At 73.1% G+C, this 23,487-nt stretch carries 23 protein-coding genes; 13 read left to right on the top strand and 10 right to left on the bottom strand.

The window, feature by feature from the left end; all coding sequences use genetic code 11:
- Positions 1–17: 17 nt before the first annotated feature.
- Positions 18–761 (bottom strand): trehalose-phosphatase, encoded by a 744-nt coding sequence (gene otsB / locus ACLBYB_RS08120; protein ID WP_447698451.1) that lies wholly within the window; start codon positions 759–761, stop codon positions 18–20.
- Between the two features lie 114 nt (positions 762–875).
- Here otsB and ACLBYB_RS08115 point away from each other — a divergent pair, with 114 nt between their 5' ends.
- Complete coding sequence (locus ACLBYB_RS08115; RefSeq protein WP_447698450.1) at positions 876–1,385, top strand: DUF427 domain-containing protein; 510 nt, start codon at positions 876–878, stop codon at positions 1,383–1,385.
- A 52-nt stretch (positions 1,386–1,437) separates the two neighbouring features.
- Positions 1,438–2,661, top strand: coding sequence for a serine hydrolase domain-containing protein (locus ACLBYB_RS08110; protein WP_447698449.1), 1,224 nt, complete (start codon positions 1,438–1,440; stop codon positions 2,659–2,661).
- 28 nt (positions 2,662–2,689) lie between these two features.
- Here the strand turns inward: ACLBYB_RS08110 and ACLBYB_RS08105 are convergent, their stop codons facing one another.
- From ACLBYB_RS08105 to ACLBYB_RS08085, 5 genes are all read right to left on the bottom strand, one after another.
- Positions 2,690–3,301 (bottom strand): DUF2147 domain-containing protein, encoded by a 612-nt coding sequence (locus ACLBYB_RS08105; RefSeq protein WP_020090565.1) that lies wholly within the window; start codon positions 3,299–3,301, stop codon positions 2,690–2,692.
- A gap of 237 nt (positions 3,302–3,538) precedes the next feature.
- Positions 3,539–4,069: an N-acetyltransferase family protein gene (locus tag ACLBYB_RS08100; RefSeq protein WP_447698448.1), complete on the bottom strand. Its 531-nt coding sequence runs from the start codon at positions 4,067–4,069 to the stop codon at positions 3,539–3,541.
- A 143-nt stretch (positions 4,070–4,212) separates the two neighbouring features.
- Entirely contained in the window at positions 4,213–4,422 is a 210-nt protein-coding gene (locus ACLBYB_RS08095; protein WP_012322376.1) for a hypothetical protein, read from the bottom strand.
- A 390-nt stretch (positions 4,423–4,812) separates the two neighbouring features.
- Entirely contained in the window at positions 4,813–5,013 is a 201-nt protein-coding gene (locus tag ACLBYB_RS08090; RefSeq protein WP_012322375.1) for a hypothetical protein, read from the bottom strand.
- Positions 5,014–5,111: 98 nt separating this feature from the next.
- Positions 5,112–6,215 (bottom strand): helix-turn-helix transcriptional regulator, encoded by a 1,104-nt coding sequence (locus ACLBYB_RS08085; protein WP_447698447.1) that lies wholly within the window; start codon positions 6,213–6,215, stop codon positions 5,112–5,114.
- Positions 6,216–6,673: 458 nt separating this feature from the next.
- Here ACLBYB_RS08085 and ACLBYB_RS08080 point away from each other — a divergent pair, with 458 nt between their 5' ends.
- The 5 genes from ACLBYB_RS08080 to ACLBYB_RS08060 are packed head-to-tail and all read left to right on the top strand — an operon-like array spanning position 6,674 to position 12,534.
- Complete coding sequence (locus tag ACLBYB_RS08080; protein ID WP_447698446.1) at positions 6,674–7,828, top strand: polysaccharide biosynthesis/export family protein; 1,155 nt, start codon at positions 6,674–6,676, stop codon at positions 7,826–7,828.
- A complete protein-coding gene (locus ACLBYB_RS08075; protein ID WP_447698445.1) occupies positions 7,825–9,357 on the top strand; it encodes a GumC family protein in 1,533 nt (510 codons plus the stop codon). The genes ACLBYB_RS08080 and ACLBYB_RS08075 overlap by 4 nt, the downstream gene beginning before the upstream one ends.
- A complete protein-coding gene (locus ACLBYB_RS08070) occupies positions 9,354–9,995 on the top strand; it encodes a CpsD/CapB family tyrosine-protein kinase (RefSeq protein WP_447698444.1) in 642 nt (213 codons plus the stop codon). The genes ACLBYB_RS08075 and ACLBYB_RS08070 overlap by 4 nt, the downstream gene beginning before the upstream one ends.
- Positions 9,992–11,596 (top strand): O-antigen ligase family protein, encoded by a 1,605-nt coding sequence (locus ACLBYB_RS08065; RefSeq protein ID WP_447698443.1) that lies wholly within the window; start codon positions 9,992–9,994, stop codon positions 11,594–11,596. The genes ACLBYB_RS08070 and ACLBYB_RS08065 overlap by 4 nt, the downstream gene beginning before the upstream one ends.
- Positions 11,593–12,534 carry a glycosyltransferase family 2 protein gene (locus tag ACLBYB_RS08060; RefSeq protein ID WP_132366044.1) on the top strand — a complete coding sequence of 314 codons (942 nt, stop codon included), beginning with the start codon at positions 11,593–11,595 and terminating at the stop codon, positions 12,532–12,534. Before ACLBYB_RS08065 ends, ACLBYB_RS08060 begins: the two co-directional genes overlap by 4 nt.
- 4 nt (positions 12,535–12,538) lie before the next feature.
- Here ACLBYB_RS08060 and ACLBYB_RS08055 read toward each other — a convergent pair whose 3' ends face one another.
- Positions 12,539–13,276, bottom strand: coding sequence for a class I SAM-dependent methyltransferase (locus ACLBYB_RS08055; protein ID WP_020090574.1), 738 nt, complete (start codon positions 13,274–13,276; stop codon positions 12,539–12,541).
- Between the two features lie 39 nt (positions 13,277–13,315).
- Here ACLBYB_RS08055 and ACLBYB_RS08050 point away from each other — a divergent pair, with 39 nt between their 5' ends.
- Entirely contained in the window at positions 13,316–14,491 is a 1,176-nt protein-coding gene (locus ACLBYB_RS08050; protein ID WP_056531829.1) for a DUF1972 domain-containing protein, read from the top strand.
- A 28-nt stretch (positions 14,492–14,519) separates the two neighbouring features.
- On the opposite strand, the gene ACLBYB_RS08045 is transcribed toward ACLBYB_RS08050, so the two are convergent.
- Together ACLBYB_RS08045 and ACLBYB_RS08040 are read right to left on the bottom strand one after the other, a co-directional pair.
- The gene (locus tag ACLBYB_RS08045) at positions 14,520–15,122 is read right to left on the bottom strand and encodes a serine acetyltransferase (RefSeq protein WP_447698442.1); all 603 of its coding nucleotides are present in this window, start codon (positions 15,120–15,122) and stop codon (positions 14,520–14,522) included.
- On the bottom strand, positions 15,119–15,721 hold the full coding sequence (locus tag ACLBYB_RS08040; RefSeq protein ID WP_447698441.1) for a serine acetyltransferase: 603 nt from the start codon (positions 15,719–15,721) through the stop codon (positions 15,119–15,121). The genes ACLBYB_RS08045 and ACLBYB_RS08040 overlap by 4 nt, the downstream gene beginning before the upstream one ends.
- Before the next feature lie 128 nt (positions 15,722–15,849).
- Here ACLBYB_RS08040 and ACLBYB_RS08035 point away from each other — a divergent pair, with 128 nt between their 5' ends.
- Genes ACLBYB_RS08035 through ACLBYB_RS08020 form a run of 4 tightly spaced genes read left to right on the top strand, consistent with a single transcriptional unit; the run spans position 15,850 to position 20,771 of the window.
- Complete coding sequence (locus ACLBYB_RS08035) at positions 15,850–17,328, top strand: lipopolysaccharide biosynthesis protein (protein WP_447698440.1); 1,479 nt, start codon at positions 15,850–15,852, stop codon at positions 17,326–17,328.
- Positions 17,325–18,266 (top strand): glycosyltransferase family 2 protein, encoded by a 942-nt coding sequence (locus ACLBYB_RS08030; protein ID WP_447698439.1) that lies wholly within the window; start codon positions 17,325–17,327, stop codon positions 18,264–18,266. The genes ACLBYB_RS08035 and ACLBYB_RS08030 overlap by 4 nt, the downstream gene beginning before the upstream one ends.
- Positions 18,263–19,642 (top strand): right-handed parallel beta-helix repeat-containing protein, encoded by a 1,380-nt coding sequence (locus ACLBYB_RS08025; protein WP_447698438.1) that lies wholly within the window; start codon positions 18,263–18,265, stop codon positions 19,640–19,642. Before ACLBYB_RS08030 ends, ACLBYB_RS08025 begins: the two co-directional genes overlap by 4 nt.
- 1 nt (position 19,643) lies before the next feature.
- A complete protein-coding gene (locus ACLBYB_RS08020; RefSeq protein ID WP_100250707.1) occupies positions 19,644–20,771 on the top strand; it encodes a glycosyltransferase family 4 protein in 1,128 nt (375 codons plus the stop codon).
- Between the two features lie 50 nt (positions 20,772–20,821).
- Here the strand turns inward: ACLBYB_RS08020 and ACLBYB_RS08015 are convergent, their stop codons facing one another.
- Entirely contained in the window at positions 20,822–22,135 is a 1,314-nt protein-coding gene (locus tag ACLBYB_RS08015; protein WP_020090582.1) for an MFS transporter, read from the bottom strand.
- A 179-nt stretch (positions 22,136–22,314) separates the two neighbouring features.
- Here ACLBYB_RS08015 and ACLBYB_RS08010 point away from each other — a divergent pair, with 179 nt between their 5' ends.
- Positions 22,315–23,466 (top strand): dimethylmenaquinone methyltransferase, encoded by a 1,152-nt coding sequence (locus ACLBYB_RS08010; RefSeq protein ID WP_447698437.1) that lies wholly within the window; start codon positions 22,315–22,317, stop codon positions 23,464–23,466.
- Positions 23,467–23,487 lie beyond the last annotated feature (21 nt).

Below are 23,487 nucleotides of genomic sequence, written 5' to 3'. Positions count from 1 at the left end.
CTCGATAGCGCGGCGCGTCAGGCCGGCGGCAGCGCGTCCGGGTCGATCGCGCCACCGGCAGCCCAGTTGCTGAGCAGGGCACGGACGGCGGCGGGGTCGGGCAGGCGCCGCCGGGCGACGGTCTCGCCGTCACCGACGCGCACCGCGACGCCGCCGTCCTCGTTGATCGACGCGAAGGCGATCTCGTCGGTGCGGTCGTCACCGAAGAAGACGGGGACCCGTCCGGCGTAGGGCGCCTGCGCCATGAAGGCGCGGATCGCGTGGGCCTTGGTGGCCTGCGCGGGGACGATCTCGCCGACCGCCTTGCCGAGTTGCAGGCGGTACTCGGCGCCGAGCGCCTCCGCCGCGCCCTTCACCAGCGTCTCGGCCCGCAGGGCATCGTCCGGGTTCGCGAGCCGCCAGTGGACCGCCACCGAGGCACCCTTGTCCTCGATCAGGACCTGCGCGAGCGCGGCGGTCTCGGCCTGCAGGCGCGCGACCTGCCGGAGCAGATCCGGATGGTCCTCCGCGCGGCCGCCCGTGAGCGCGCCGGCGACTCGGCGCTCGACGCCGTGGAGACCGGCCGCATCCAACCGGGACGGCGCCAGGAAGCCGTCGATCACCGTGACCGGCCGGCCGGTGACGATGGCGAGGGCGCCGCCGAGTCGCGCCCGGAGCCGCTCCAGATCCTCCACGAGGCCGGGCTCTACCCGCACGGCGTCCGGACGCGGCGCGATCTCGGCGAGCGTGCCGTCGAAGTCGAGGAAGAGGGCGATGTCCATCGCGGGCGATCCCGGGCTCGAGTGTCGGCGACGGGCTAGCACGGGCGCGCCGGACGACAAACGCCGGCCGCACTGCCCTATCTGTATCCGCACCGGCACAGCACGAGGTTCTCCATGCGCGGATCGCCCTTCCGGCCCGTTCCCGATTCGGTCAGACCCGGCGAGGAGAGCGTCTGGGACTATCCGCGGCCGCCCCGGCTCGAATCCGTCCCGGACCGGCTGCGGGTCGTGCTCGGCGGCCGCGTCATCGCCGAGACGGGCTCCGGGTTCCGGGTGCTCGAGACCTCGCACCCGCCGACCTACTACCTGCCGCCCGCCGACATCGCGGACGGGACGCTCGTGAACCGGCGGCGCGGCGGGATCTGCGAGTGGAAGGGCCAGGCGGTCCTGTTCGACGTGCACGGCGGCGACCGTCTCGTGCCCGGGGCGGCCTGGGCCTACCCGGATCCGACCCCGGATTTCCGCGCGATCGCCGGCTACGTCGCGTTCTACGCCGGCCCGATGGACGCCTGCTTCGTCGGGGCGGACCCGGTGACGCCGCAACCGGGAAACTTCTACGGCGGCTGGATCACGCCCGGCATCGTCGGCCCGTTCAAGGGCGGGCCCGGAACGATGGGCTGGTGATTTCGTCTCCCGCCCCTTCTACGTTCGCGGAAAGCCACCACGAGGAGACCGCATGACCGCGCTGACCGAGACCGATCCGACCGGCGCCGGGTTCAGCCCGGAGGGGCTCGCCCGGATCGTGCCGTGGATGGACCGCCTCGTCGGCGACGGCCGGCTGGCCGGACTGTCGGTCACCGTGGCGCGGCGCGGGCGCATCGCCTTCGCGCGCGCCTGCGGGCAGGCCGACCTCGCCCGGGCAACGCCGTTCACCCTCGACACGGTCACCCGGATCTACTCGATGACCAAGCCGCTAACCTCGGTGGCGGTGATGCAGCTCTACGAGCAGGGCCTGTTCCAGCTCGACGATCCGATCTCCCGGGTCCTGCCCGAGTTCGCCGAGATGCGCGTCGCCGTGGGCGGCAACCGGGCGAAGCTCGAGACCGAGCCGGCCCGCCGGGCGATCACCGTGCGGGACTTGCTGACCCACACGGCCGGGCTGACCTATGGCTTCATGGAGGCGACCCTGGTCGACGCGCAGTACCGCGAGCACGGCGTCGACTTCCTGGCGCGCGAGGGCACCCTCGCCGAGATGACCGCGCGGGTCGCGAAGCTGCCGCTCCTCGCCCAGCCGGGCAGCGCCTGGAACTACAGCGTCGCCACCGACGTGCTCGGCCAGTACGTGGCCGCGCTGACCGGCCGCCCGTTCGCCGACCATCTCCGCGAGGCGGTGATCGGGCCCCTCGGCATGGTCGATACCGACTTCCACGTGCGACCCGAGCTGATGCCGCGCTTCTGCGCCACCTACGCGTACGACCGCGCGCGGCAGCTGCGCCTGTTCGACGATTCCGTGGACACGGCCTTCGCGCGCCCGCCCGCCATCGCGTCAGGCGGCGGCGGCCTCGTCTCGACGGCGGCGGACTATCAGCGCTTCTGCCGGATGATCCTCAACCGGGGCACCCTCGACGGCGCGCGCCTGCTGGGCCGCAAGACGGTCGACCTGATGCTGGCGAACCACCTGCCGGGCGACCTGGCCGCGATGGGCACGCCGCGCTTCGCCGAGACCTCCTACACCGGCATCGGCTTCGGCCTGGGCTTCTCGGTGATGCTCGACCCCGCCCGGGCCCAGATCCTCGGCACGCCCGGCGAGGTCGCCTGGGGCGGCCTCGCCTCGACGGCGTTCTGGATCGACCCGTCCGAGGACCTGTCGGTGGTGCTCATGACGCAGCTCGTCCCGTCCTCGGCCCTGCCGATCCGGCGCGAGCTGCGCGTCCTGACCTACGCGGCCCTGGCCGACTGAGGGCCGGCCACGCGCGGGTCCGCGCCGGTCACTCCTCCTTGGGCGCCTCGGCGGCCGGCTTCTGAGCCGGCTTCGCGCCGGCCTTGGCGGTCGGCTTCGGGGCGGCGGTAGCGTATTCGGGATCGCTGCGCGGACCGTTCGCACCGTTGGTCGGGCCGGGGAGCTGGCCCGGCGCGAGATCGGTCACCTTGGTCCAGGTCTGCGACTTGCACAGGAACGCGATCAGGCAGCCGCGCACCGTCAGCTCGCCGGCCGTCTCGGTCCAGATGGTGACGTCGTAGGACTTGCCGTCCTCGGAATTGTAGATCTTGCCCTCGTAATGGGCGTCGGCATTCGGCTTCAGGCCCAGGATCAGCTGGTGTCCGAGGGACGGCCGGGCCTGCTTCTTGGGATCAGGGTTCTTGAAGTCGATCCGCGGCTCGCCCTTGTCGTTCAGCGGGACCTTCAGCCAGACCACGTATCCGCACAGCCGGTCCCCCGCGGTCCCGCACTTCTCGAGGCGCACGCGCGCGCGGCCGTCCTCGGTGAGATAGGTGCCGCTGGGATCGGTCGGCGTCTTGGCCTGGGCCGTGCCCGCCAGCGCCGAGAGCGCCAGGATCGCGAGCGGCGCAACCCGGCGACCGATCGATGTAAACCGCATACCCGAACTCCCATCCCTCGCGAGTCATGATGGAGCCTTGACCGCCCGTCCTCGCGTGTGCCGCTTCCGCGCAGGAAGGATCGCTCCCTCCGCGTCATCGCGCTTGCGCCGAGAACCGGACGGCGTGCGCGTCATGCCCGCCCTCTCCCGCGCGAAGTTGTCCGCATCATGACAACTCAGCCGGGGCTCTGGACGGGAATCGACCCGGCGATACTGGGATCGGTGCGCGTTGGACGGTCAGATCCGGGTCGGCGGAAGGCTGCGGCCGGGTCCGAGGCTGCGCTGCATGAGCGTCACGTCGAGCCAGCGCCCGTGCTTGTGGCCGACTCCCGCGAGCGTGCCGACGGGCGTGAAGCCGAGGCTCGCGTGCAGCGCGATCGAGGCGGGTGAGCCGCTCTCGGCGATGATGGCGACCAGGGTCCGGCAGTCGATCTGCTCGCTCGCCGCGATCAGGGCGGCGAGCAGGCGCCGGCCGACTCCACCGCCGCGGGCCGTCCGGGCGACGTAGATCGAATCCTCGAGGGTCGAGCGATAGGCGGCGCGCTGGTGATAGGGGCCGGCATAGGCGTAGCCCGCGACCGCGCCGTCCCGTTCGGCCACGAGGTAGGGAAAGCCGCCCGCGCGCAGCACCTCGAAGCGGCGCGTCATCTCGGCCAGCGTCGGCGGCTCCGTCTCGAAGCTGGCCGTGCTGGAGGCGACGGCGTCGCCGTAGATCGCCGCGATGGCGGGAAGGTCGGCCTCCGCGGCCGGGCGTATCACGTCTGTCACGGCCGCAGGTTACGCGAGGCGGCGCGGCTCCGGCAATCCGTCCCGCATGAGCCGGGCGCGGCTCGATCCCGCGGACGGCGGCGGAGCCTCGGCGGGACCGGCGCCTCGGCGCAGATCCCGCCGAGGCTCGAGGCTGCGATGACTTACTCGGCGGCGGACATCTCGGCCGTGAAGTGGCCGCACCAGTCCTTCGAGGCCACGACCGGCCAGAGGCCCTTCGACTCGGGGGCCGGCTGGCTGACCGGCGGATTGAAGCGGCAGAGGCCCTCGTCACCCTTCGCCTGGGCACCGTTGAGCTTGTGATCGTCGAAGAAGCGGCAGCTTTCGCAAGCGGCGTTCGCGGAACCGGCCATCGGGTCTCTCCATCGGGTGTCTCGGAGGGAGGGGACCGCCGCGGCAGCGCGCCCTCCACAGTTCTTAATTAGAATAGCTCGAAAGTGAGGTCAACGGCCGGCTTGCGTGGGGCTTGCGGGCGGGGGGCCGAGCGCGACGCTGTGCGGGAGAGCGAGGGCGATGGGGGACGTAGGCGCGCGGGCGCTCCGGGTCGGCGGGGCGCCGCGCCGTCGGTCTCGCCATCTGCGTGAGGATGTCAGGCGCCCCGCGACCCGACCTCGCTGGCGCCATGGCCCAGAACGCAGCGAAGCCGGATTCCGCTGGGAATCCGGCTTCGGAGAAGCGGCGATGACTTGGTCATCACCCTTTGGCCGATCCGATCGCCGTCAAAGTAGACGGTGTCGGGACGGTCAGCCCTGCTTGGCCTTCTTGTTGGCGTTGTGGTGACCGATCGCGCAGCCCGCGGCCGCGCCCATCTTGCCGTGTCCGGCCATGTGCCCGGCGACTCCGCCGACCACGGCGCCCTTGAGGCAGCCCTTCGCCTGGGCGGGCGCGCCGGCCAGCAGGCCCGCGACGGCCAGGGCGGAAACGAGTGCGATCCGATTCGTCATCGAGACATCTCCTGTCGTTCCTGCGGCAACCGGCGGCCGGCCCCACCCGTTCCGGCGCCGACGCGACAGAGCCGCGCGCCTCTCGGAACCGTGACCCGTCAGCGCGCGAGCCCGGCCACGAGCCGCACGAGATCCGACTGGCGCGTCGCTCCGGTCTTGGCGAAGATCGCCTTCAGCTGCGAGCGCGCGGTCGCCGCGGTGATCGCGAATCGCGAAGCGGCTTCGGCCAGCGAGATCCCGCTCGACAGCGCCTGGGCGAGGCGCGCCTCCGCCGGGGTCAGCCGATAGGCCGCCTGGAGGATCGCGGTCGCGGGCGCGGCCGGGGCCCCGGGCACGCTCCCGAGGAGCAGCGTGCTCGCCCCGGCGAACAGGCCGCGGCTCGGCCCGACCAGCGGCACGACGTGGATCACGAGCGGCGGCCCGTCCCGTCGCGCCGCGACGACCGCCGAGATCGGCGGGCGGCCGGAGGGCCGCGCCAGGGCTTCGAGCTGCCGCGCGGCGTCCGGATCTTCCGCGGTGAGGCGGCCGCCCGCGAGCTTCAGGTCACGCCCCAGGAGGGCGCCGAACGCGTCGTTCCAGCGAAGCGCCCGCCCCTCGGCGTCGAGGATCAGGGCGGCGCGGTCGATCAGCTCGAAGGCCTGCGTCAGCCCCGCGAGCCGGGCCCGCTCGACCATCGACGTCAGCAGGCCCGCGCGCTGCAGGAGCGGCGACAGGGTCGCGAGGCGCCGCTGCTCGTGCAGCTCGTACGGTCCCTGCTCCACGGTCCGCTGCAGGGAGAGGCACCACAGGCGTCCCTTCACGGAGAAGCCGATCCCGGCGAACCAGCGCAGGCCGCGGGAGGCCAGCAGGTCCTGGTAGAAGGGCAGGCGCGCGATCTCCTCCGGCGTGGTGAAGTCCTGATCGACCGCGATCCCGCGCGTCCGCATGAGCGGGATACCGCGGAGGCGATGGTCGTCGCGGTGCCAGCCCTCGTCGAAGTAGCGGCGCGAGGCGTCGGCGAGAGAGGCGGTGCAGAGCGATTCGAGGCCGGTCCGGTCGGAGCGCAGCAGCAGGGCGCCCTCGCTGCCGGACGCCCGCACGACGCGCTCGGCCAAGTCAGGCCAGCGCGCGGGATCGATCACGGCCTCCTCGAGGTCCTCCCGGAAGCCGGACTCCAGGTCGTCGCGCAGGCGGGCGAAGAGATCCGGCCTCACGCCCGACATGTGACGCGCCTCCGCCGCGCCGGATACTGGCGCCCCGCGCCGGCTCGCCGAACTCTCGTCCTCGCTCGGTACGGCTCCATACCGTCGAACTATAGATCACGTTCTTAAATCCGGGCAAGCATCCCTTTAATTACAGGTTTAGATCGGCGGGAGCGTGCGCGGGACTTGTCGGGAGACGGCACCGCCGCGGCGGGATCCGCGCGTCGACCCGCCGACGGTGGGAACGACGGCGCCCCGGCCGCGCACACGCGTTCGGCCTGCGCCGGAACCCGCCCCCCTCTACGCGGCGGGCGAGGCTCAGCACTTTGCCACGGATTGCCATACACAACTTCTGATAGAGTTGCCGAGAGCCGGGTTCAAGCCTCGTTAACCAAGCTTGGCGATTGTATCGCGGTGCGCGGTTCGATCACGAGTTGTGATGGGACGAGCGCACTCGAGCAGGATGCGGCTGAAGGTCGATGGCGTTTACCCTGTCTGCGTTCCTCGGTGTCGCGCGACGGCGGCCAGGCCGGCCATCCGGTGCCGCGGCGGTCGCGCTCGCGCTCGTCGCCTGCGCGCCGCTGCTCGCCGGCTGCAGTTCCGGGCGCCCGCAGAGCGCGGCGCGCTCCGGCCTCGACGTGGCTCAGACCGGCTCGGTCACCGAGGGCCTCCCGGCCGCGCTGGTCGCGGCCGCCCAGGAGGAGGTCGGGCGGACCATGCGCCTCGGGCTGGCGAACTACCGGCTCAACGTCGGCGACAACCTGGAAGTCTCGTTCCTGATCGATTCCAGCGTCGTTCAGCCGACCTACCGCCTGAACCCGAACGACGAGTTCGACGTCGATTTCCGCACGCACCCGGAATACAACCGTACGGTGATCGTCCGGCCGGACGGCCGGATCTCGCTGCCGGGCAAGAACGGCATCAAGGTCGCGGGCCTGTCGCCGGAGGCGGCCGCCGCGCTGATCAAGAGCACCTACGACGACGTGCTGATCGATCCGGTCGTCACCCTGATGCTGCGCCGGTTCCGCACCGTCACCGACGATTTCCGCGACCTCACCCAGCGGGCCGACATGGGCCGCGTGAAGGTCCTGGCGATCGAGCCGGACGGCAAGATCAACCTGCCGATGGTGCCCCCGGTGCAGGCGGCGGGCCGGACCGTCCACGAGGTCATGGGCAGCCTGAACGCCGCCTACAAGCACCAGCTGGCCTCGGTGACGACCAGCGTCCGGCTCGCGAGCCTCGTCCCGGCCAACACCATGGTGTTCGGCGAGGTCCGCGCCCCGGGTCCCGTCACCCTGCAGGGGCCGCGGACGCTGGCGCAGGTCCTGGGCTCGGCCGGCGGCGTCCTGCCGACCGCGGCCGGCGAGGCCGTGCGGATCATCCGCTTCGATGCCGAGGCGGCCGGCAGCGTGCGCATCGTCGACATCGGCCAGCCGGGCTTGGCGGACTCGATCGTGGTGCCGCCCAACGCCACCGTCTACGTGCCGCCCTCGCTCCTGGCCAAGACCGCCCGCGCGGTGGACCTCGTGGTGCGCCAGATCTTGCTCTTCAACGGGACCGGCTTCGGCGTGAACTACATCACCGGTCCGTCCGCCAGCAGCTCCACCAGCGCCACCGTGAGGTCCGGCACGTGAGGCAGAGCGACCTGACCGCCGCCGATGCGGTCGAGGGCCCGGCCTTCGACCTCCGCGACGCCCTCGCGGCCCTGTTCCGGCACATCCGGCCGGCGCTGCTGATCCTCGTCGCGGCGATCCTCGGCGCCGGGATCTACCTCCTGCTGACGCCGGCCGAGTACACGGCCGACGCCAAGCTGATCATCCGTCTCGGCCGCGAGAAGGCGGGCGCCCCGCTCCAGGGCGGCGCGAACCAGAACTACATGTTCTCGGAGCGCGCGCAGAACGTGAACAACGAGATCGAGATCCTGCGCGATCCTAGCATCGTGCGCGACGAGTTCGCGACGCTGAAGGCGATCACCCCGGCCGGCGACCTCGGGCCGCCCCCGGCGGACTGGACCGACTGGCTGATCTACCAGGGCCGTCAGGCCGTGCGGAGCGCGAAGGCGGTCAAGACCTGGATCGTCGATACGGTGCGGATCCCGTTCGAGGCGGTGGGCCTGCTGCGCCACCTGACCCCGGACGAGAAGCTCTACGAGGCGTACCTCGCGGCGTTCAAGGTCGTCTTCGTGAAGGAGACGGACGTGATCCTCACGGGGTTCACCTGGACGGACCCGCACTTCGCCGCCCAGGCGCTGAACCGGCTGCTCGACGCCTACAAGCGCCGCCACGTGGAGGTCTACGCCGACGAGACTCCCGCCTCGTTCTACCAGAGCAAGCTGGAGCGCGCCCGGGCCGACCTCGCCGCCATCGACGCGCAGCTCTCGACCTACCTCAAGGGCAACAACACCGCGAGCTTCGAGATCGAGCAGCAGAACGACCTCGGCACCCTCGCTGACCTCGCCAAGCAGAAATCGGCGGCGCAGATCGAGCGCGAGGTGGTCGAGACCCGGCTCAAGCGCACTCGCGAGGCCGGACCCGACCGCTGGCAGCCGACGCCGCCCGACGCGGACCCGACGGTCACGGCCTTCGACCAGCGCTGGGCGGACCTGCGGACGAAGCGCGCCGAGCTGGCGGTGCGGTTCCGGCCGACCGCCCCCGAGTTCGTGAGCCTCGATCGGGACCTCGCGGCCCTGGCCCGACAGAAGTATCAGGCGCTCCTCGCCGCCGACACGGCGAAGCTCGCCATCCTCGCCGAGAAGATCCAGAGCATCACGGGGATCGAGCAGAGTCGCCGCCGGGCGGCCATCGGCCAGAGCGACGCCGCCCTGGCCTACGGCCGGCTGACCCAGCAGAAGGGCCTGCTCACCGACGAGATCACCGAGACCCAGAAGCGGATCGACGCTCTGAAGACCGGCACGGGTCTCGACGCGCAGGCCGTCACCTCCTCGGCCCTCGTGGCGCGCGCCGTGCCGCCGCGGCTGCCCTCCGGCCCGAACCGGCCGCTGATCCTCGGGCTCGCGGCCGGTCTCGGCCTGCTCGCCGCCCTGGCCTACGTCGCCCTCGCGGAGATCCTGGCCCAGACCTACCGCAGCGCGTCGGAGGTCGCCCGCTCGCTGCGGGTGCCGGTGCTGGCCGCGGTGCCGCTGCAGACGGGAGTCGCCGCATGATCGCCGCCGCCATCGCGCCGAAGATCGATCCGGCGATCCTGGAGCCGGCCCTCGTCCAGCTCACCCGGCACGAGGCGCGCGTGCGCCGGGTCGGCCTCACCGCGGTCCAGCCCGGCGAGGGCGTCAGCACCCTCGCGCGTGAACTCGCCGGCGCCTACGCCCGGCGGGGCCGCAGCGCCGTGCTGATCGAGGCGAACTGGTCCCGCCCGTCGCTGGCGGAGTCCTACGGCCTGACCGGCCAGCCGGGCTTCGCCGACATCGTCGCCGGCACGGTCGCCCCGAGCCGCGGCGTCCACCCGGTCGCCGACAACCTCAGCGTCGTGCCCGCGGGCAGCCCGTCGGCCATCCGACAGGCGACCCTGGACGACGGCCGCGTGGAGGATTTCCTGGCGCTCGTCGACGACCGCTTCGAGCTCGCGATCGTGGATTGCGAGCCGATCACCGAGATCGGCGACGCCGCCGCGCTCTCCCCCTTCGTGGACGGCTTCATCGTGGTGATCGGCGCCGAGCGCACCCGTCGGGCCGTGGCGCAGCGCGCCCTGGCCGACCTCAAGGCCGCCGGCGGGGCGCCGCTCGGCGTCGTCCTGAACCGCACGCGGCGGCCTATCCCGCGATGGCTCTACCGGTGGCTCGGATGAGCGCGGCGCCCGTCCGCGCGCTGCGGGTCCTGCCGCTCGCCGGGATCGGCTTCGCGGCCGCGGCCGGGGCGATCGCCCTGAGCGCGGCGCCGCTCAAATTCGCCGTCGTCGGCCTCGCGGCGGCCTTCGGCGCGGTCGGCGCCCTGATCGTCGGGCGGCTCTATCGCCTCACGCCGCTCCTGCTCGTCTCCCTCGCGGTCGGGCTGACGGTCAAGCTCGACGTCAGCTTCCTCCAGCATTTCGAGGCCGTCGGGCAGTACCTGCCGAGCATCGGCGGCGGCGCCGGCCTGACGGTGAGCGTCGCCCTGCTGGTGGCCGTGGCGCTGATCGTCGCCAAGCTCACCGGACTCGGGGAGGACGCCCCGGGCCTGCGGCTCGACCGGCCCCTCGTGCTGACGCAGCTCGGCTTCCTGATTGCGGGGCTGCTCTCGCTCTCCAACGCCACCGACCCGGCCTATCTCTGGTTCGACACGTGGCGCTTCGCCGGCCTCCTCCTGGTCTCGGTCGCGGTCTCGAACCTGTCCGAATCCGACATCCGGACCCTCGCGCTGGCGATCTGCGCCCTCTGTCTCGTCCAGACCGCGGTGGCGGGCCTGCAATACGTTTCGGGCTCGGAACTCGGCCTGTCGGTGCTGGGCGAGGAACAGATCGTCGAGGAGAACATCAACTTCTCGGCCCAGCGCCGCGCCGGCGGACTGAAGGTCCACCCGAACATCCTCGGCTACTATTACGAGTTCGTCTGGCCGCTCGCCCTGGCGCTGGCCCTGTCGCGCGGCCCGCTGCTCCTGCGCCTCGCGGGGGCGGCGGGCGCCGCCTCGGCCCTGGTCGGCGTGGTCCTGACCCTTTCGCGCGCGTCCTGGCTGACCTTCCCGGTCTCGGCCGCCCTCCTGATCCTGCTGGTCTACCGCGACCGCGTGTTCTCCCGGACGAGCCTGATCGTCTTCGGCCTGCTGGCGGTCGTCGGCGCCGTCGCGGCGCTCTACGCCGGCCCGCTGATCTGGGAGCGGCTCACCGCCGACGACGGCGGCTCGGCCGCCCAGCGCGGCCCGCTGAACGCCGCGGCCCTCGCCCTGTTCGAGCAGTTCCCGATCTTCGGCGTCGGCCTGAACAACTTCGGCAACCAGTTCGCGGTCCTCGACAGGACCGGCCTGTCCCGGCTCGCCGGATTGTTCGACCGGTCGAACCACGTGGTGCACAACCTGCACATCCTGATCCTCACCGAGGTCGGGGTCGTCGGCTACGCGGCCTTCGCGCTGGTCTTCGGCATCGGCATCGCCCGGGGCTTCCGCGCCGCCCGCCGCGCCCCGGTGGGCGATCCGCTCGCGGCGATCGCGGCCGCCTGCGCCGTCGGCCTGATCGCGCACCTGCTGCACGGGCTGGTCGATCCGGGCTTCCGCCTGAATCTCGGCATCGCCGAGCTGCTCTACACCGGCCTCGGGCTGATCGCCGGGGTGCGGGCGGCGCAGCGGCGCAGGGCCGTCGCGGCGTCCCAGGCGGTCGCGTCGACGGGCCCGATCGGCGCGGCGCGCGCCCGACCGGAGCGGATGCCCTCGCAGTCCGGGCGTCGCCCCTCCCTCGCAGCGTACGGAGACCGTCCGTGAGCGCCGTCAGCCTCAGCGTCCTGATCGTCACCTACAATGCCGGCCGGGACATCGAGACCTGCCTGGACCTGCTGGCGGCGAGCCGGGTGAGACGCCCCTACGAGGTGATCCTCGTCGACAACGCCTCCACCGACGGGACGCCGGAGCGCGTCGCGCGGGCCTTTCCCTGGGTGCGGGTCATCGCCGAGCCGACCAATCACGGCTTCGCGGGCGGCAACGCGCGCGCGCTGGAGCACGCGCGCGGTACCGCGATCCTGCTCCTCAACCCCGACGCGTTCCTGCACGACCCGGACGCGCTCTCGGGCCTCCTGGACCATCTCGACGCGCATCCGGATGTCGGGGCGGTCGGCCCGCGCCTGACCTTCCCGGACGGGACGCATCAAGTCGGTGACGCCGGCTACGAGCCGCGCCCGCTCTCGATCCTGGTGCACGCCGCCGGCCTGTCGGGCCGCCTCGGGCTGCGCGGCCTCTACCTCGCGAGCCGCCAGGCCAGGGGGGCGCGGGCCCTCGACGTCGACTGGATCTGCGGGGCCTGCCTGCTCCTGCGCCGCTCGGCGATCGCCGCGATCGGCGGCCTGGAGAGCCCGATGTTCCTCTACGGCGAGGACGTGGACTGGGGCTGCCGCCTGCGCGATGCCGGCCTGCGCGTCGCCTACCGCCCGGACATCGCCGTCACCCATCTCCAGGGCGGCTCGGGAAGCGCCCGCTCGGCCCGCTGGCTCGACGGCCTGGCGGCGATCTACAGCCTGCGCAATGCCGGGCGGCTCCTGTCGTCGCCCGCCTTCTTCTCCGGCCCGCTCCGGCTCGGCTTCACCCTGCGGGCCGTGGCCTACGGTCTCGCGGCCCGGCTGCGCCGGCAGCCGGACCTCGCCCGCAAGGCCGAGGACATGCGCAGGTTCTCCGGGCACCTGCGCAGTCTTCGTCTCCGACCGCGATGAACCGTCACGGCCGTTTGCGGATGAACACCATGTGGTAGCCCTTGAAGGGACCCGGCGTGAGCCGGAACAGCAGCTCCCAGAACTTGCCCAGGACGATGTTCTCGCCATGATAGAACGGCTGCCCGTCGAAACTGTAGGTGAAGTGCTCGAACCGGTCAGTTGGGAAAAGCCGCTTCCGCGCCGCCTCCGTGTTCATCGTGTAGAGCGGAACGAACGAGTCGATCTCGACCCGCCGCGGCTCGACGAGGCGCAGCACCCGGGCGTGCAGCCGCTTGGGCACGAGCCGCGCCCCGATCCCGACATAGCCCCAGCGATTCGGCGTCCAGGCGCAGAGCCAGCCGCCCGGCGCGAGCACCCGGCCGAGTTCCGCCGCGGTGACCTCGGGGTGCTCGATATGCTCGAGGACCGAGAAGGCCGAGATCAGGTCGAAGCTCCCGTCCGGAAATGGCAGCACCCCGTCGTGACCGATCAGCCGGACCTCGTCGGCCGACCGGTTGCCGAGGACCGCCTCGTCGACGTCGCAGGCGACGACCTGGGCGCAGCGCCCCCGGAAGTCGCCGAGGTGCCGCCGCAGTGGGACCGGGTCATCGCTCCACTTGCCGCGCCCCGCGCCGAACTCCATGACCCGCATGTCGGAGCGGAGCAGCGCGTTGACGCGCACGATGTACTCCATCCGGTGGTCGTGCCGGGAATAGCCCCCGGCCCCCATCTCCCGGAACAGACGCTGTTCGACCGTGACCATGCCTCAGGCTCCTCTGAACGTGCTGCGCCGACGGCGCATATGAAATCCGGGGGATCGGGCGGGCGCCCGACGGTGGCGATCCTCGGCACCCGCGGGGTGCCGGCGGCGCACGGGGGGTTCGAGACGCTGGCGGAGCGCCTCGCGCTGGAGCTCGTGGCGCGCGGCTGGCGGGTCGAGGTCTATTGCCAAGTGCGCGAGCCGGCGCCGCCGATGGTCTGGCGCGGGATCCTGCTGATCCCGGTCGCGGTCCGGGGCGACGGCGCCGTCTCGACGATCGTGTTCGACCTGAAATGCACCCTGCGGGCGGCCTTCCGGCCGGCCCTGCCCCTCGTGCTCGGCTACAACACCGCGGTGTTCTCGCTGCTCTACCGGCTGACCGCCAAGCGCAGCGTGATGAACATGGACGGCATCGAGTGGAAGCGCGACCGCTGGTCGAAGCCCGCCAAGGCCTGGTTCTGGCTGAACGAGCGGCTCGGCAGCCTGTTCTCGACCCACCTCGTGGCGGACCACCCCGAGATCGCCCGGCACCTCGCCCGCCGGACCTCGGCCGCCCGGATCACCACCATCGCGTACGGCGCCGACCCGGTGCTGGAGGCCTCGACCGAGCCGCTGGCGACGTTCGGCCTGCGCCCGCGGGATTACGGCCTGCTGATCGCCCGGGTGGTGCCCGAGAACCTCGTGCTCCAGATCGTCCGGGCCTGGAGCGAGGTCCGGCCGGGCCTGCCGCTGCTCGTGCTGGGCAAGCTCGCGGAGTCCGACCCGTACCACCGCGCCGTCCGCGCGGCGGGCGGGCCGGACGTGATCTTCGCCGGCGCGATCTACGAGGCCGAGCGCGTGGCCGCGCTCCGCTTCCACGCCCGGTTCCACATCCACGGCCACACCGTGGGCGGGACCAACCCGTCGCTGGTCGAGGCGCTGGGGGCGGGCTCGCCGATCCTCGCCCACGACAACCCGTTCAACCGCTGGGTGGCGGGGCCGCAGGCGCTCTACTTCGGCGACGAGACCGAGCTGCGGCGGGGCATCCTCGGCCTGGTGCGGGCCGGGCCGCGCCGCCTCGAGGTCATGGGCGAGGCGTCCCGTCGCCGCCACGCCGAGGCGTTCACGTGGCGCGGCATCTTCGACGCCTACGAGCGCGTGCTGCGCCGTCAGCTGGCGCCCAGGCGCCAGGGCCGGGAGGCGCGGCCGGCCGTCCGCCGGGAGCACGGGCGCGCGTGAGCCGGGCACCGGCCCGGCGCGTCCGGATCTAGCGCCCACGGCCCGCCTCCGGGCCGCGCCCGCCGCTGCGGAGCTGCCGCTGGACCAGCATCGTCACGGTGCCGGCCGGGACGTCCCGGAGGCTGCAGACCCCGATCCCGATCGTCGCGCCCGCGCCGATGGCGACCGCCCCCTGCACGGCGGCGTGCGCGCCGACCACGGCGCCGTCGCCGAGATGGGGGCCGTCGGTGGGGAACGGCTGGCTCGGGAAGAGCCAGTCCCGCGGCCCGACCAGGGTGCCGGGCAGGAGCGTCAGGTCGGCGCCCCCGGTTCCGCAGAAGGCGACCCGCGCCGGGTGCGGAACGAACAGGCCGGGCCCGAGGCGCGAGCCCGGATGCAGGCAGGCGCCGGTCAGCCGCAGGGACAGGTCCGCCACAAGGGCGGCGCAGCGGCGCCAGCCCCGGCCGTGCAGCAGGTGCGCGGTCCGGTGGAGGATCGCCACCTGCATGGCCGGCAGCGTGAGGTGCATCGCGCGCCGCAGCCGCGAGGTCGACTTGCCCCCCGTCGTCTGGCGCAGGACGCGGGCGAAGTCGGCCGCCAGGAGGCGCCGCAGGCCCGGCAGGGTGACGTGGTCGGTCAGCGGGCCGCTCACGCCGCGCCCCCCCGGCCGGGAAGCGGCCGCCAGGGCTGGGGCATGACCTCCTCGTCGGCCTGGACGGGCTTGAGGATGGTGGTCCGCGGGCCGATCCGGGCCCGGTCACCGATCGGGACGGCGCCGAGCACGATGGCGCCCGCCTCCAGGACGACGTCGTCGCCCAGCACCGGCAGGCCGGGGCCGCCGCCGATGTCCTGGTCGGGCTCCTTCAGCAGGCCGCCGATGGAGGCCTGGATCCCGAAGGCGGCGTCGCGGCCCACGGCGCCGGCGATGACCGTCCCGTAGGGCTGCGGCAGGAACAGGCCGCCGGCGATGCGGCTGGAGGGCGGGATGTCGGCGCCCGTCCACCAGCCATTCACCAGCCACAGCAGCCACGCCGCCATCCGCCAGCCGCGCTCGTGGGCGTAGCGGGACAGGCGGTAGAGCCAGACCGCGTGGTAGCCCCGGCGCAGGCGGGCCGGTCCGCCGCCGCGGCGGCGCCAGTGATCGCGGTCGGCGGACAGGGCAGCCCGCACCTCGGCCCACCGGAGACGCCCCGCCTCCGCGTCCGCTCCGCGCGAGAGGCGCAGATCCGGTCCAGCGGCTGTCTCGGACATACGCAGTCCTCCGGTTTTTCCCAACGCGACAACTCTGCAACCATAAATTGAGCTCGCGGTTGCAAGCCATACGCAGCCTGCCACGATGCAATCGTAGGTCGCAGTTTTCAGTCAGGCTTCACCGAGAGATGCTTCGCTTGGTAAACCGATTGTCGGGACGGGGGCGCGCCGGCGGGCTGCGCTACGGCGCGAACCTGCTCGGACAGGCGGCGGGGCGCGGCGTCTACCTCGCGGCCGGCTTCGCGGCCTTCGTGATGGTCGGCCATTTCGCCGGCCCGGCGGCGCTGGGCCGCTACGGCCTCGCCCTGGCGATCCTCGCGGTCGCGCTGATCGCGGCGGATTTCGGCACCACGCTGACCTTCGGGGCGCGGCTCGGCGCGGTCGGGCCGGAGATGCGGGCGGCCGAGTTCGGCCGGATGCTGTCGGCGCGCCTCGTCCTCGGCCTCGGGACGGGTGCCGCGCTCCTCGGCGTCCTGCCGATGCTGCCGGACGCGGTCCGGCCCGCCCTGGCGCTGGCCGCTCTCCTCATGCCGCTCGCGGCCGCCCGCTTCCTCGACGCCCTGTTCCAGGTCTGCGGGCGGCCGGGCTGGTCCGTCTGGCCGTCGCTCGCCAACGCCGCCCTGCTGATCGGCGGGACGGCACTCGCGCTCTGGCTGCAGCTTCCGGAGGCGGCGCTCAGCCTCGTGGCGGTGGCCGCCGGCATCGCGTACGGCGCGGTCGGGCTGGCGCTGGCGCTGCGCCTCGTGCCCGCCCGCCCCGCCTCGCTGCCGCACGCGCTCGCGACGATCCGGGCCGCGGCGGGGGTGGGCGTCTCGAACGCCCTCGGCTCGCTCAACGGCCGGATCAGCCTGATGATGCTGGCCGCCTTCGCGGGCGCGGCCGAGCTCGGCCAGTTCACGGCCGGCTTCCGGTTCTTCGAGCTCGGCGCCGCGGTGGCGATAACCCTGTGCGCCCCGCTGGTGCCGGTCTTCGGGCGCGCCGTCGGGCCCCTGGTCGACGGACGGTCACGCGCCGGCACGACCGCCCTGCGCGCGCGGGTCCGCGGCGCGCTGGTCCCGATCCTCGCCGCGTCCTGCGCCGGAGCGGTGGCGACCTGCGCCCTCGCGGAGCCGCTGGTGCGCCTCGCCTTCGGCCCGGATTTCGGCCGCGCCGTCCCGGTGCTGCGCATCGCCACCGGGATGAGCGTCCTGCTGATCGCCGCCACGATCCTGTTCGCGGGCCTCGTCCCGCTGGGCCGGACCGGCTTCGCGGTGCGCGGGAGCGCGGCGGCCTGCGCCACGAACCTCTTCGCCTGCACGCTGCTGATCCCGTGGGATCCGCTCCTCGGCGCGGGCATCGCCGCGCTGCTCGCCGAGGCCGCGATGCTCGGCGTCCTGGCTCAGGCCTTCTGGCGGGAGGCCGGACCGCCCCTCGCCCTGGCCGACGTGCCGATCCTCGCCGCGCCGGCCCTCCTGACCGCCCTCGCCTGGGCCGCCGGTCCCGCCGCCCTGGCGCCCGCGGCGGTGCCCGCCGCCGCGGCCCTCTCGGCCGCCCTCGCGGGGTGGCTGTGCCTGCGCCGCGCCCCGACCGATCCCCTCGACCTCCCGCTCCCGGAAGCCTCCTCATGAGCGATCGACCCGTGCTCTCGGTCATCATCCCGACCTACAACCGCGCCGACACGCTGCGCTTGTGCCTGAGGGCCTTCGACCGGCAGGAGACGGACGCGCCCTTCGAGATCGTCGTCTGCGACGACGGCTCGACCGACCACACCGGGACGGTCATCAGCCGCGCCGTCGCCACGGCCCGGATCCTCGTGGTGCACCTGCGCCAGGAGAATGCCGGGGCGAACGCCGCCCGCAACCGCGCCATCGCGGCGGCGCGGGGCGCGCGCCTCCTGATCGTCAACGACGACACGATCCCGGTCCCGAGCCTCGTCGAGGCGCACCGCCTCGCCCACGCCCGGCGGGGCGGTCGTGAGACAGCGATCCTCGGACGGATGACGATCGACCCCGCCCTGCCCTTCTCGCCCTTCTCGGCGCTCCACCACGACGCCTCCTACGACGCGCTGGCGGGCCGCGACGCGGTCGGCTGGGACGCGTTCCTGACCTGCAACGTCAGCGTCGACCGGCGCTTCCTGGAGGAGGCGGGCGGCTTCGACCCGAAGCTGTTCTGGCACGAGGACATCGAGCTCGGCGAGCGGCTGGCCCGGCGCGGCATGCGCCTGTTCTACGCGCCCGAGGCGCTGGGCTACCACCACCACCTCCTGGACGAGGCGGCCTACCTGCGGATCGCCGAGCGCGAGGGCGCGGCGCTGGTGCTGTGGTACCGCAAGCGCCCGGACCTCGTGGCGGATCTCGGCCGGCTCGGCCTCGTCGGGCCGCCGCCGCTGGGCGCGGCGGCGCGCCACCGGGTCGCCGACCTCGCCATGCCGCAGGCGCTCCTGCCCGGCTGGCAGATGGCGGCGCGCGCGCTGACGCGGATCAGCCCCGAGGCCGGCCGCAGCGTGTGGCGGCGGCTGTTCCAGCGGCGCAAGCGCCTCGCCATCGCCCGGGCGCTCGCGGCATGAGGTGGCCCCGCACGGTCCTCGGCGCCCTGTCGGCCCTGCTCCTGCCGGTCCTGTCCGCCTGCGGGCCGGCCGACGCGCAGGTGCAGCAGAACATCCTGGTCGATCCCGCCGGCGGCGCGAAGCCCGGCTACACCACGGTGGCGCGGCTCGCCGACGTGCCCTTCGCCAGTCTCGGTCCCGGATCGAGCGTGCTGGTCCGGGGCGGCAGCTACGGCGACGTCGTGTTCGTCGGGTCCCGCGGGACCGCGGCGGCGCCCGTGACGGTGGCGGCAGAACCCGGCACGCAGCCGCGCCTGTCCAACTCCGTGGTGTTCGAGAACGCCGCCTACGTCACGGTCACGGGCCTGAGCGTCCAGGGCGCGGTGAATTCCGGCTTCATCATCCGCCGGGGATCAAGCCACGTCACGGTCGCGGGCTCGACCGTGTCCCGCTCCGGCCTGGGGATCTGGATCGGCGACGGTGCCGGGGCGGGTCACCGCATCACCGGCAACACCCTCGCCGACAACCAGACCCACGGCGTGGCCGTCGACGTGATCAACGCGCCCGCGGAGGATCCGAGCTACATCCTCGACAACACCGTGACCGGCAACGGCATCCACGGGATGGAGATCAACGGCTCCGGCTACGTCGTGGAGGGCAACCGCGTCTCGGGCAACGGCGTGGGGATGTCGGGCACCTCGGGCATCCACGTCTACGCCAAGGATGCCGCCCAGGACGCCGGCGACCGCAACATCATCCGGTACAACATCGTCACCGGCCAGAAGGAGACCACCGGCCAGGACGGCAACGGCATCCAGATCGACCAGTGGTGCGACGGCAACATCGTCGCGTTCAACGTCGCGGCCGACAACGACGGCGCCGGGATCAACCTGTTCGACGCCGGCTCCAACACGGTGGTCAACAACACGACCACCGGCAACATGCGCAATTCCGGCGGCAAGCACGTCTATCGCGGCGAGATCGTGCTGGCCTCCGACTACACCAAGCAGGTCGACCGCACGTCGAACAACCGGGTGCTCAACAACATCGCCTACGCGACCCGGCCGAACGTGGCCGCGATCGTGGTCGAGGCGACCACCACCGACAACAACAACGCGATCGGGCCGAACTTCCTCGGCAGCGCCGTCGGCGCCCCGCTCTACCGCTGGGGCACGCAGGCCACCGGCGACGGGGCGAGCCTGCCGCTCAACGGCCAGGGTCCCGACCTCACCGGCACGCCCGCCTTCCGCGATCCCGCGAACCCCATGGCCGGCGGGCTCGCCCTGACGGCGCCCCCGGCCCGCGCCGGCATCCCGCTCGGCGCCACCCGCGACATCGCCGGCCAGGCCTACGCCCCCGGTGAGGCCCCGACCTTCGGCGCCTACAGGAGCCCGTAACATGCTTCGCATCGGCATCGACGCGCACGTGCTCACCGGCAAGCCGCAGGGCAGCCGGACCTGGCTCGTGAACATCATCGGGCGGGCCGCCGCCCGCCACCCGGACGCCACCTACGTGGTCTATTCCGGCGACCCGGAGGCCTGCGCCCGCATCGTCTCGGGCGACAACATCGAGCACCAACGGCTGCCGCGTGTGCCCGCGACCGTGCGGCTGACCCTGGTCTGGCCGTGGCTGTTCCTGCGCGACCGCCTGGACACGCTGCTGACCACCTACATCGCCCCGCCGCTGGTGCCGGGCGACCGGCAGGTGGTGGTGGTCCACGACATCCTGTTCGAGACGCATCCCGAGTTCTTCCCGTGGTCGATGCGCTGGCGGAACAAGATCCTGACCCGGCTCTCGGCGCGGCGCGCCAAGCTGGTCCTGACCATCTCCGACTACAGCCGCGACTCCATCGCCAACGTCTACGGCATCGCGCGGGAGCGCATCGCCGAGGTGCGCTGCGGCTCCACGCCGCCGCAGGCGGTCACGGAGCGGACGCCGCTCGCCGACGGGCGCCCCTACCTGCTGATGGTCGGCCGGCTGGAGCCGCGGAAGAATCTCGGCCTCGTCCTCGACGCCTTCGCGCGGCTGCCGCAGGGCGCGGCCCGGCTGATCGTGGTCGGCAAGGGCGACGGCGAGCGGCCCGAGACTCTCGACCGCCTCGCCCGGACGCCGGACGCGGTGCACATCGCCGGCATCGACGACCAGGGCCTGTCCGACCTCTACGCCCGGGCCGCCGCCCTGGTCTTCCCGAGCCGCGGCGAGGGCTGGGGCATCCCGGTGCTCGACAGCCTCGCCCGGGGAACCCCCGTCATCGCCTCGAGCCTGACGGCCATCCCGGAAGCCGGCGGCAGCGCGGCGAGCTACTTCGACCCGGACGCGCCCGACCGGGTCGACCGTCTCGCGGAGCTGATGGGCGCGGCGGTCGAGGGGCGGCTGCCCTTCGACGCCTGCGCGGCGCGGGCCCACGCGGCGCGCCACGACTGGGACGGGCCGGCCGCCACCTTCGTCGACCTGATGCGCCGGAGCTTCACGGCCCGCACGCATCTGCGCGACCTGATCCTGGCCGCGCCGAACCTGCGGGGGTGAAGCGTGGGGGTGACGCGCGGGGGTGGCGCGAGAGGGCGCCGTCGGCTCGCCTAGCGCGCGGCCCCGAGCGCGCCGACGGCGGGGCTCTCCGGACCCTCGTCGGCGATGGGATCCTGGATCAGCGTCCAGTAGCCCAGGGCCGCCACCAGGGCGATCACGGCGCCGGTGATGAAGGCCATGGAGAAATGGCCCGTGCCGCCGACGATGAAGCCCGTCACGGTCGGCGCCAGGGCGCCGCCGATGTAGCCGCCGAAATTCTGCATGGCGCCGAGCGACGCCGTGCAGCTGGCCGGCGCCGCCACGGAGGCCATCGCCCAGGCCGACGACGAGCTCATGTAGACCAGGAACAGCGAGGCCGAGATGCAGGCGATCGCGAGGGTGTCGCTCGGCGTCAGCGCCGCCACCACCGTGAACGCGGCGGTCGCCACCAGGGAGCCGACCATCGGGATCTTGCGGCTGCGGATCGGGTCGACGCCGCGGCGGACGAGGACATCGACGACGCGACCGCCCAGGATCCCGCCCAGCACGCCGAAGGCGAAGGGGATCGAGCCGACGAGGCCGGTCTTCTGCAGGGTGAAGTGCCGCTCGATCTCGAGGTAGCTCGGCAGCCACGCGGTGTAGAGCCACGTCATGTAGATGCAGCCGAAATAGCCGACGATCATCCCCCAGCTGGTGCGGAACCCGAAGAGCCGCCGCCACGCGCTCCAGGTGACCGCGCGGCCGGCGTTCGGGGCATCGCCCTCCTCCAGGAAGGCCCGCTCCCCCGGCGTCAGGTCGGTCTCGCGCGGGTTGCGGAACACGAGGTAGACGATCGCCGCGAGGACGAGGCCGGCCGCGCCCATGATGACGAACATCGCCCGCCAGCCGAAGCTCACCATCAGGAAGGTCAGCAGCGGCAGGGCCAGGAAGGTTCCGAGCGAGGAGGCGCAGTTCCAGATCCCCGTGGCGGTGCCGCGCTGGCGGATGTTGAACCAGTCGCGGGAGACGCGGGCGCAGGTCGGGAAATGCGGCGCCTCGCCGATTCCGAGGACGATCCGTGCGCTCACGAATTGCCAGAACGACGTCACCGCGCCGCCGAGCATCTGGCCGAAGGACCAGCAGGTCAGGCCGAGCGTCAGCGTCAGGCGCGGGCCGAGCCGGTCGGCGAGCGCCCCGGCCGGCAGCTGCGCGAAGGCGTAGGCCCAGAGGAAGGCCGAGAGCAGCAGGCCCATGTCGGGGATCGAGAGGCCGAGATCCTCGCGGATCAGCGGGTTGGCCACCGCCAGGGTGGCCCGGTCGACGTAGTTGACGACGCCCGCGGTCACCAGCAGGGCGAGCGAGATCGTCTGGATGCGGCGCACGCGCGGCGTTGCGGCCAGGGCCATCGTGTCCTCCCCGAATGACGGGCCCCTTGGGGGTCTCCGCGGCCGGCCGGTCCTTCGCGACTCGTGGCGGCCGCGGAGCATTCTGCACCGAACGCCGCCGGACGGAAGGGCCGCCGCCCCTCGCCTCGCGGCGCCGGGCGTCGTAGACGGGCCGCTCCGTCACCCTCCGAGTCCGCCCGTTGCGCCTGATCCAGATCACCCACCACGACCTCGACGGCTACGGCGCCTCGACGGTCGCCGCCGCCTGCGCCCCGGTCGAGCGCGTCGTCCACGTGCCCCGCTACAGCGATGTCGGCCCGGTCTTCGAGGACGAGATCAAGCGCCTCGGCCGCGCGGCGGAGCGCGAGATCCTGCTGATGACCGACCTCGGCCTGGAGGAGCAGACCATCGCGGGCCTGAAGAAGTTCGCCGCGATGAACCGGCGCCGCGAGGACGGGCAGAAGCACCGCCTCGTGGTCCTCGACCACCACGCCTCCTCCCTCGACCAGATGCGGCGCCTGGGCCTGGACGCGGCGCCCGACGCCGAGCGGCCGGCGCTCCACCGGATCGACCTGGGCGACCCCGAGATCGCCGTGCTGATCGAGGACGACATCTGCGCCACGCGGATGGCCTTCGAGCACCGGGCCCTGTTCGCCGCGCACGAGCCCGCGACCGACCTGTCGAGCCTGCTCACCGCGGTCGACGCCCTCGACCTCTGGCGCAAGGAGAGCCCCGCCTTCCGGGGCGGCCTCGCCCTGGACGAGCTGTTCTGGGAGGTCGTGTCGAGCTACGTGCCGGTCGGGCATCCCTGGCACGACCGGTTCGTGTCCGAGATCCTGCTCGCGGCCGCCGCCGCCCTGCGGGACGGGGCGAGCCCGGCCGAGCTGGAGCGCCGCGCCTCGGCGCTCCGCGCCGGCGTGGTCGACACCCTGCTGCGCGACGCGCCGGACGACGACCCGGCGCTGACGACGCGCATGCGGCTTGCCCGGGCGCTCGCCCGCTCGGATTCCCTGTTCCGCCCGCTCAAGGACGGCACGCTCCTGTCCTTCGCCCTCGATTCGGGCACCTTCCAGCGGGTCTCCGACCTGATCATGGACGCGGGCCGGGCCAAGCGCGTGGTCAACGTCCAGCGGATGGGCACGCTGTCGTTCCGGTCCAACGACGGCACGGCGCTCGACGGCGCCCGCCTGTTCCGCGGCGGCGGCCACCGCGACGCGGCGGGCGGCCGGCTCCAGAGCGGCTCGGCCTTCTCGATGGCGGACGCGATCGCCCAGGTGGAGCCGGTGCTGAACCCGGAGAAGCCCGCGGGTTCGGACAGCCCCTTCGCGGCGCTGAAGAACTGGAAGAGCTGAGCGGCCGGCCGCCCTGCCCGT

The organism is Methylobacterium sp. D54C, assembly GCF_053345595.1.
Note: the sequence above shows the minus strand (reverse complement) of the source record. Positions and strands in the feature narration are given on the sequence as shown.

What these genes read in the sequence shown, in the direction of transcription:
- otsB (WP_447698451.1), bottom strand. Translation starts at nt 761, where the DNA reads ATGGACATCGCCCTCTTCCTCGACTTCGACGGCACGCTCGCCGAGATC.
- ACLBYB_RS08115 (WP_447698450.1), top strand. Translation starts at nt 876, where the DNA reads ATGCGCGGATCGCCCTTCCGGCCCGTTCCCGATTCGGTCAGACCCGGC.
- ACLBYB_RS08110 (WP_447698449.1), top strand. Translation starts at nt 1,438, where the DNA reads ATGACCGCGCTGACCGAGACCGATCCGACCGGCGCCGGGTTCAGCCCG.
- ACLBYB_RS08105 (WP_020090565.1), bottom strand. Translation starts at nt 3,301, where the DNA reads ATGCGGTTTACATCGATCGGTCGCCGGGTTGCGCCGCTCGCGATCCTG.
- ACLBYB_RS08095 (WP_012322376.1), bottom strand. Translation starts at nt 4,422, where the DNA reads ATGGCCGGTTCCGCGAACGCCGCTTGCGAAAGCTGCCGCTTCTTCGAC.
- ACLBYB_RS08090 (WP_012322375.1), bottom strand. Translation starts at nt 5,013, where the DNA reads ATGACGAATCGGATCGCACTCGTTTCCGCCCTGGCCGTCGCGGGCCTG.
- ACLBYB_RS08085 (WP_447698447.1), bottom strand. Translation starts at nt 6,215, where the DNA reads ATGTCGGGCGTGAGGCCGGATCTCTTCGCCCGCCTGCGCGACGACCTG.
- ACLBYB_RS08080 (WP_447698446.1), top strand. Translation starts at nt 6,674, where the DNA reads ATGGCGTTTACCCTGTCTGCGTTCCTCGGTGTCGCGCGACGGCGGCCA.
- ACLBYB_RS08070 (WP_447698444.1), top strand. Translation starts at nt 9,354, where the DNA reads ATGATCGCCGCCGCCATCGCGCCGAAGATCGATCCGGCGATCCTGGAG.
- ACLBYB_RS08065 (WP_447698443.1), top strand. Translation starts at nt 9,992, where the DNA reads ATGAGCGCGGCGCCCGTCCGCGCGCTGCGGGTCCTGCCGCTCGCCGGG.
- ACLBYB_RS08055 (WP_020090574.1), bottom strand. Translation starts at nt 13,276, where the DNA reads ATGGTCACGGTCGAACAGCGTCTGTTCCGGGAGATGGGGGCCGGGGGC.
- ACLBYB_RS08050 (WP_056531829.1), top strand. Translation starts at nt 13,316, where the DNA reads ATGAAATCCGGGGGATCGGGCGGGCGCCCGACGGTGGCGATCCTCGGC.
- ACLBYB_RS08040 (WP_447698441.1), bottom strand. Translation starts at nt 15,721, where the DNA reads ATGTCCGAGACAGCCGCTGGACCGGATCTGCGCCTCTCGCGCGGAGCG.
- ACLBYB_RS08035 (WP_447698440.1), top strand. Translation starts at nt 15,850, where the DNA reads ATGCTTCGCTTGGTAAACCGATTGTCGGGACGGGGGCGCGCCGGCGGG.
- ACLBYB_RS08030 (WP_447698439.1), top strand. Translation starts at nt 17,325, where the DNA reads ATGAGCGATCGACCCGTGCTCTCGGTCATCATCCCGACCTACAACCGC.
- ACLBYB_RS08025 (WP_447698438.1), top strand. Translation starts at nt 18,263, where the DNA reads ATGAGGTGGCCCCGCACGGTCCTCGGCGCCCTGTCGGCCCTGCTCCTG.
- ACLBYB_RS08020 (WP_100250707.1), top strand. Translation starts at nt 19,644, where the DNA reads ATGCTTCGCATCGGCATCGACGCGCACGTGCTCACCGGCAAGCCGCAG.
- ACLBYB_RS08015 (WP_020090582.1), bottom strand. Translation starts at nt 22,135, where the DNA reads ATGGCCCTGGCCGCAACGCCGCGCGTGCGCCGCATCCAGACGATCTCG.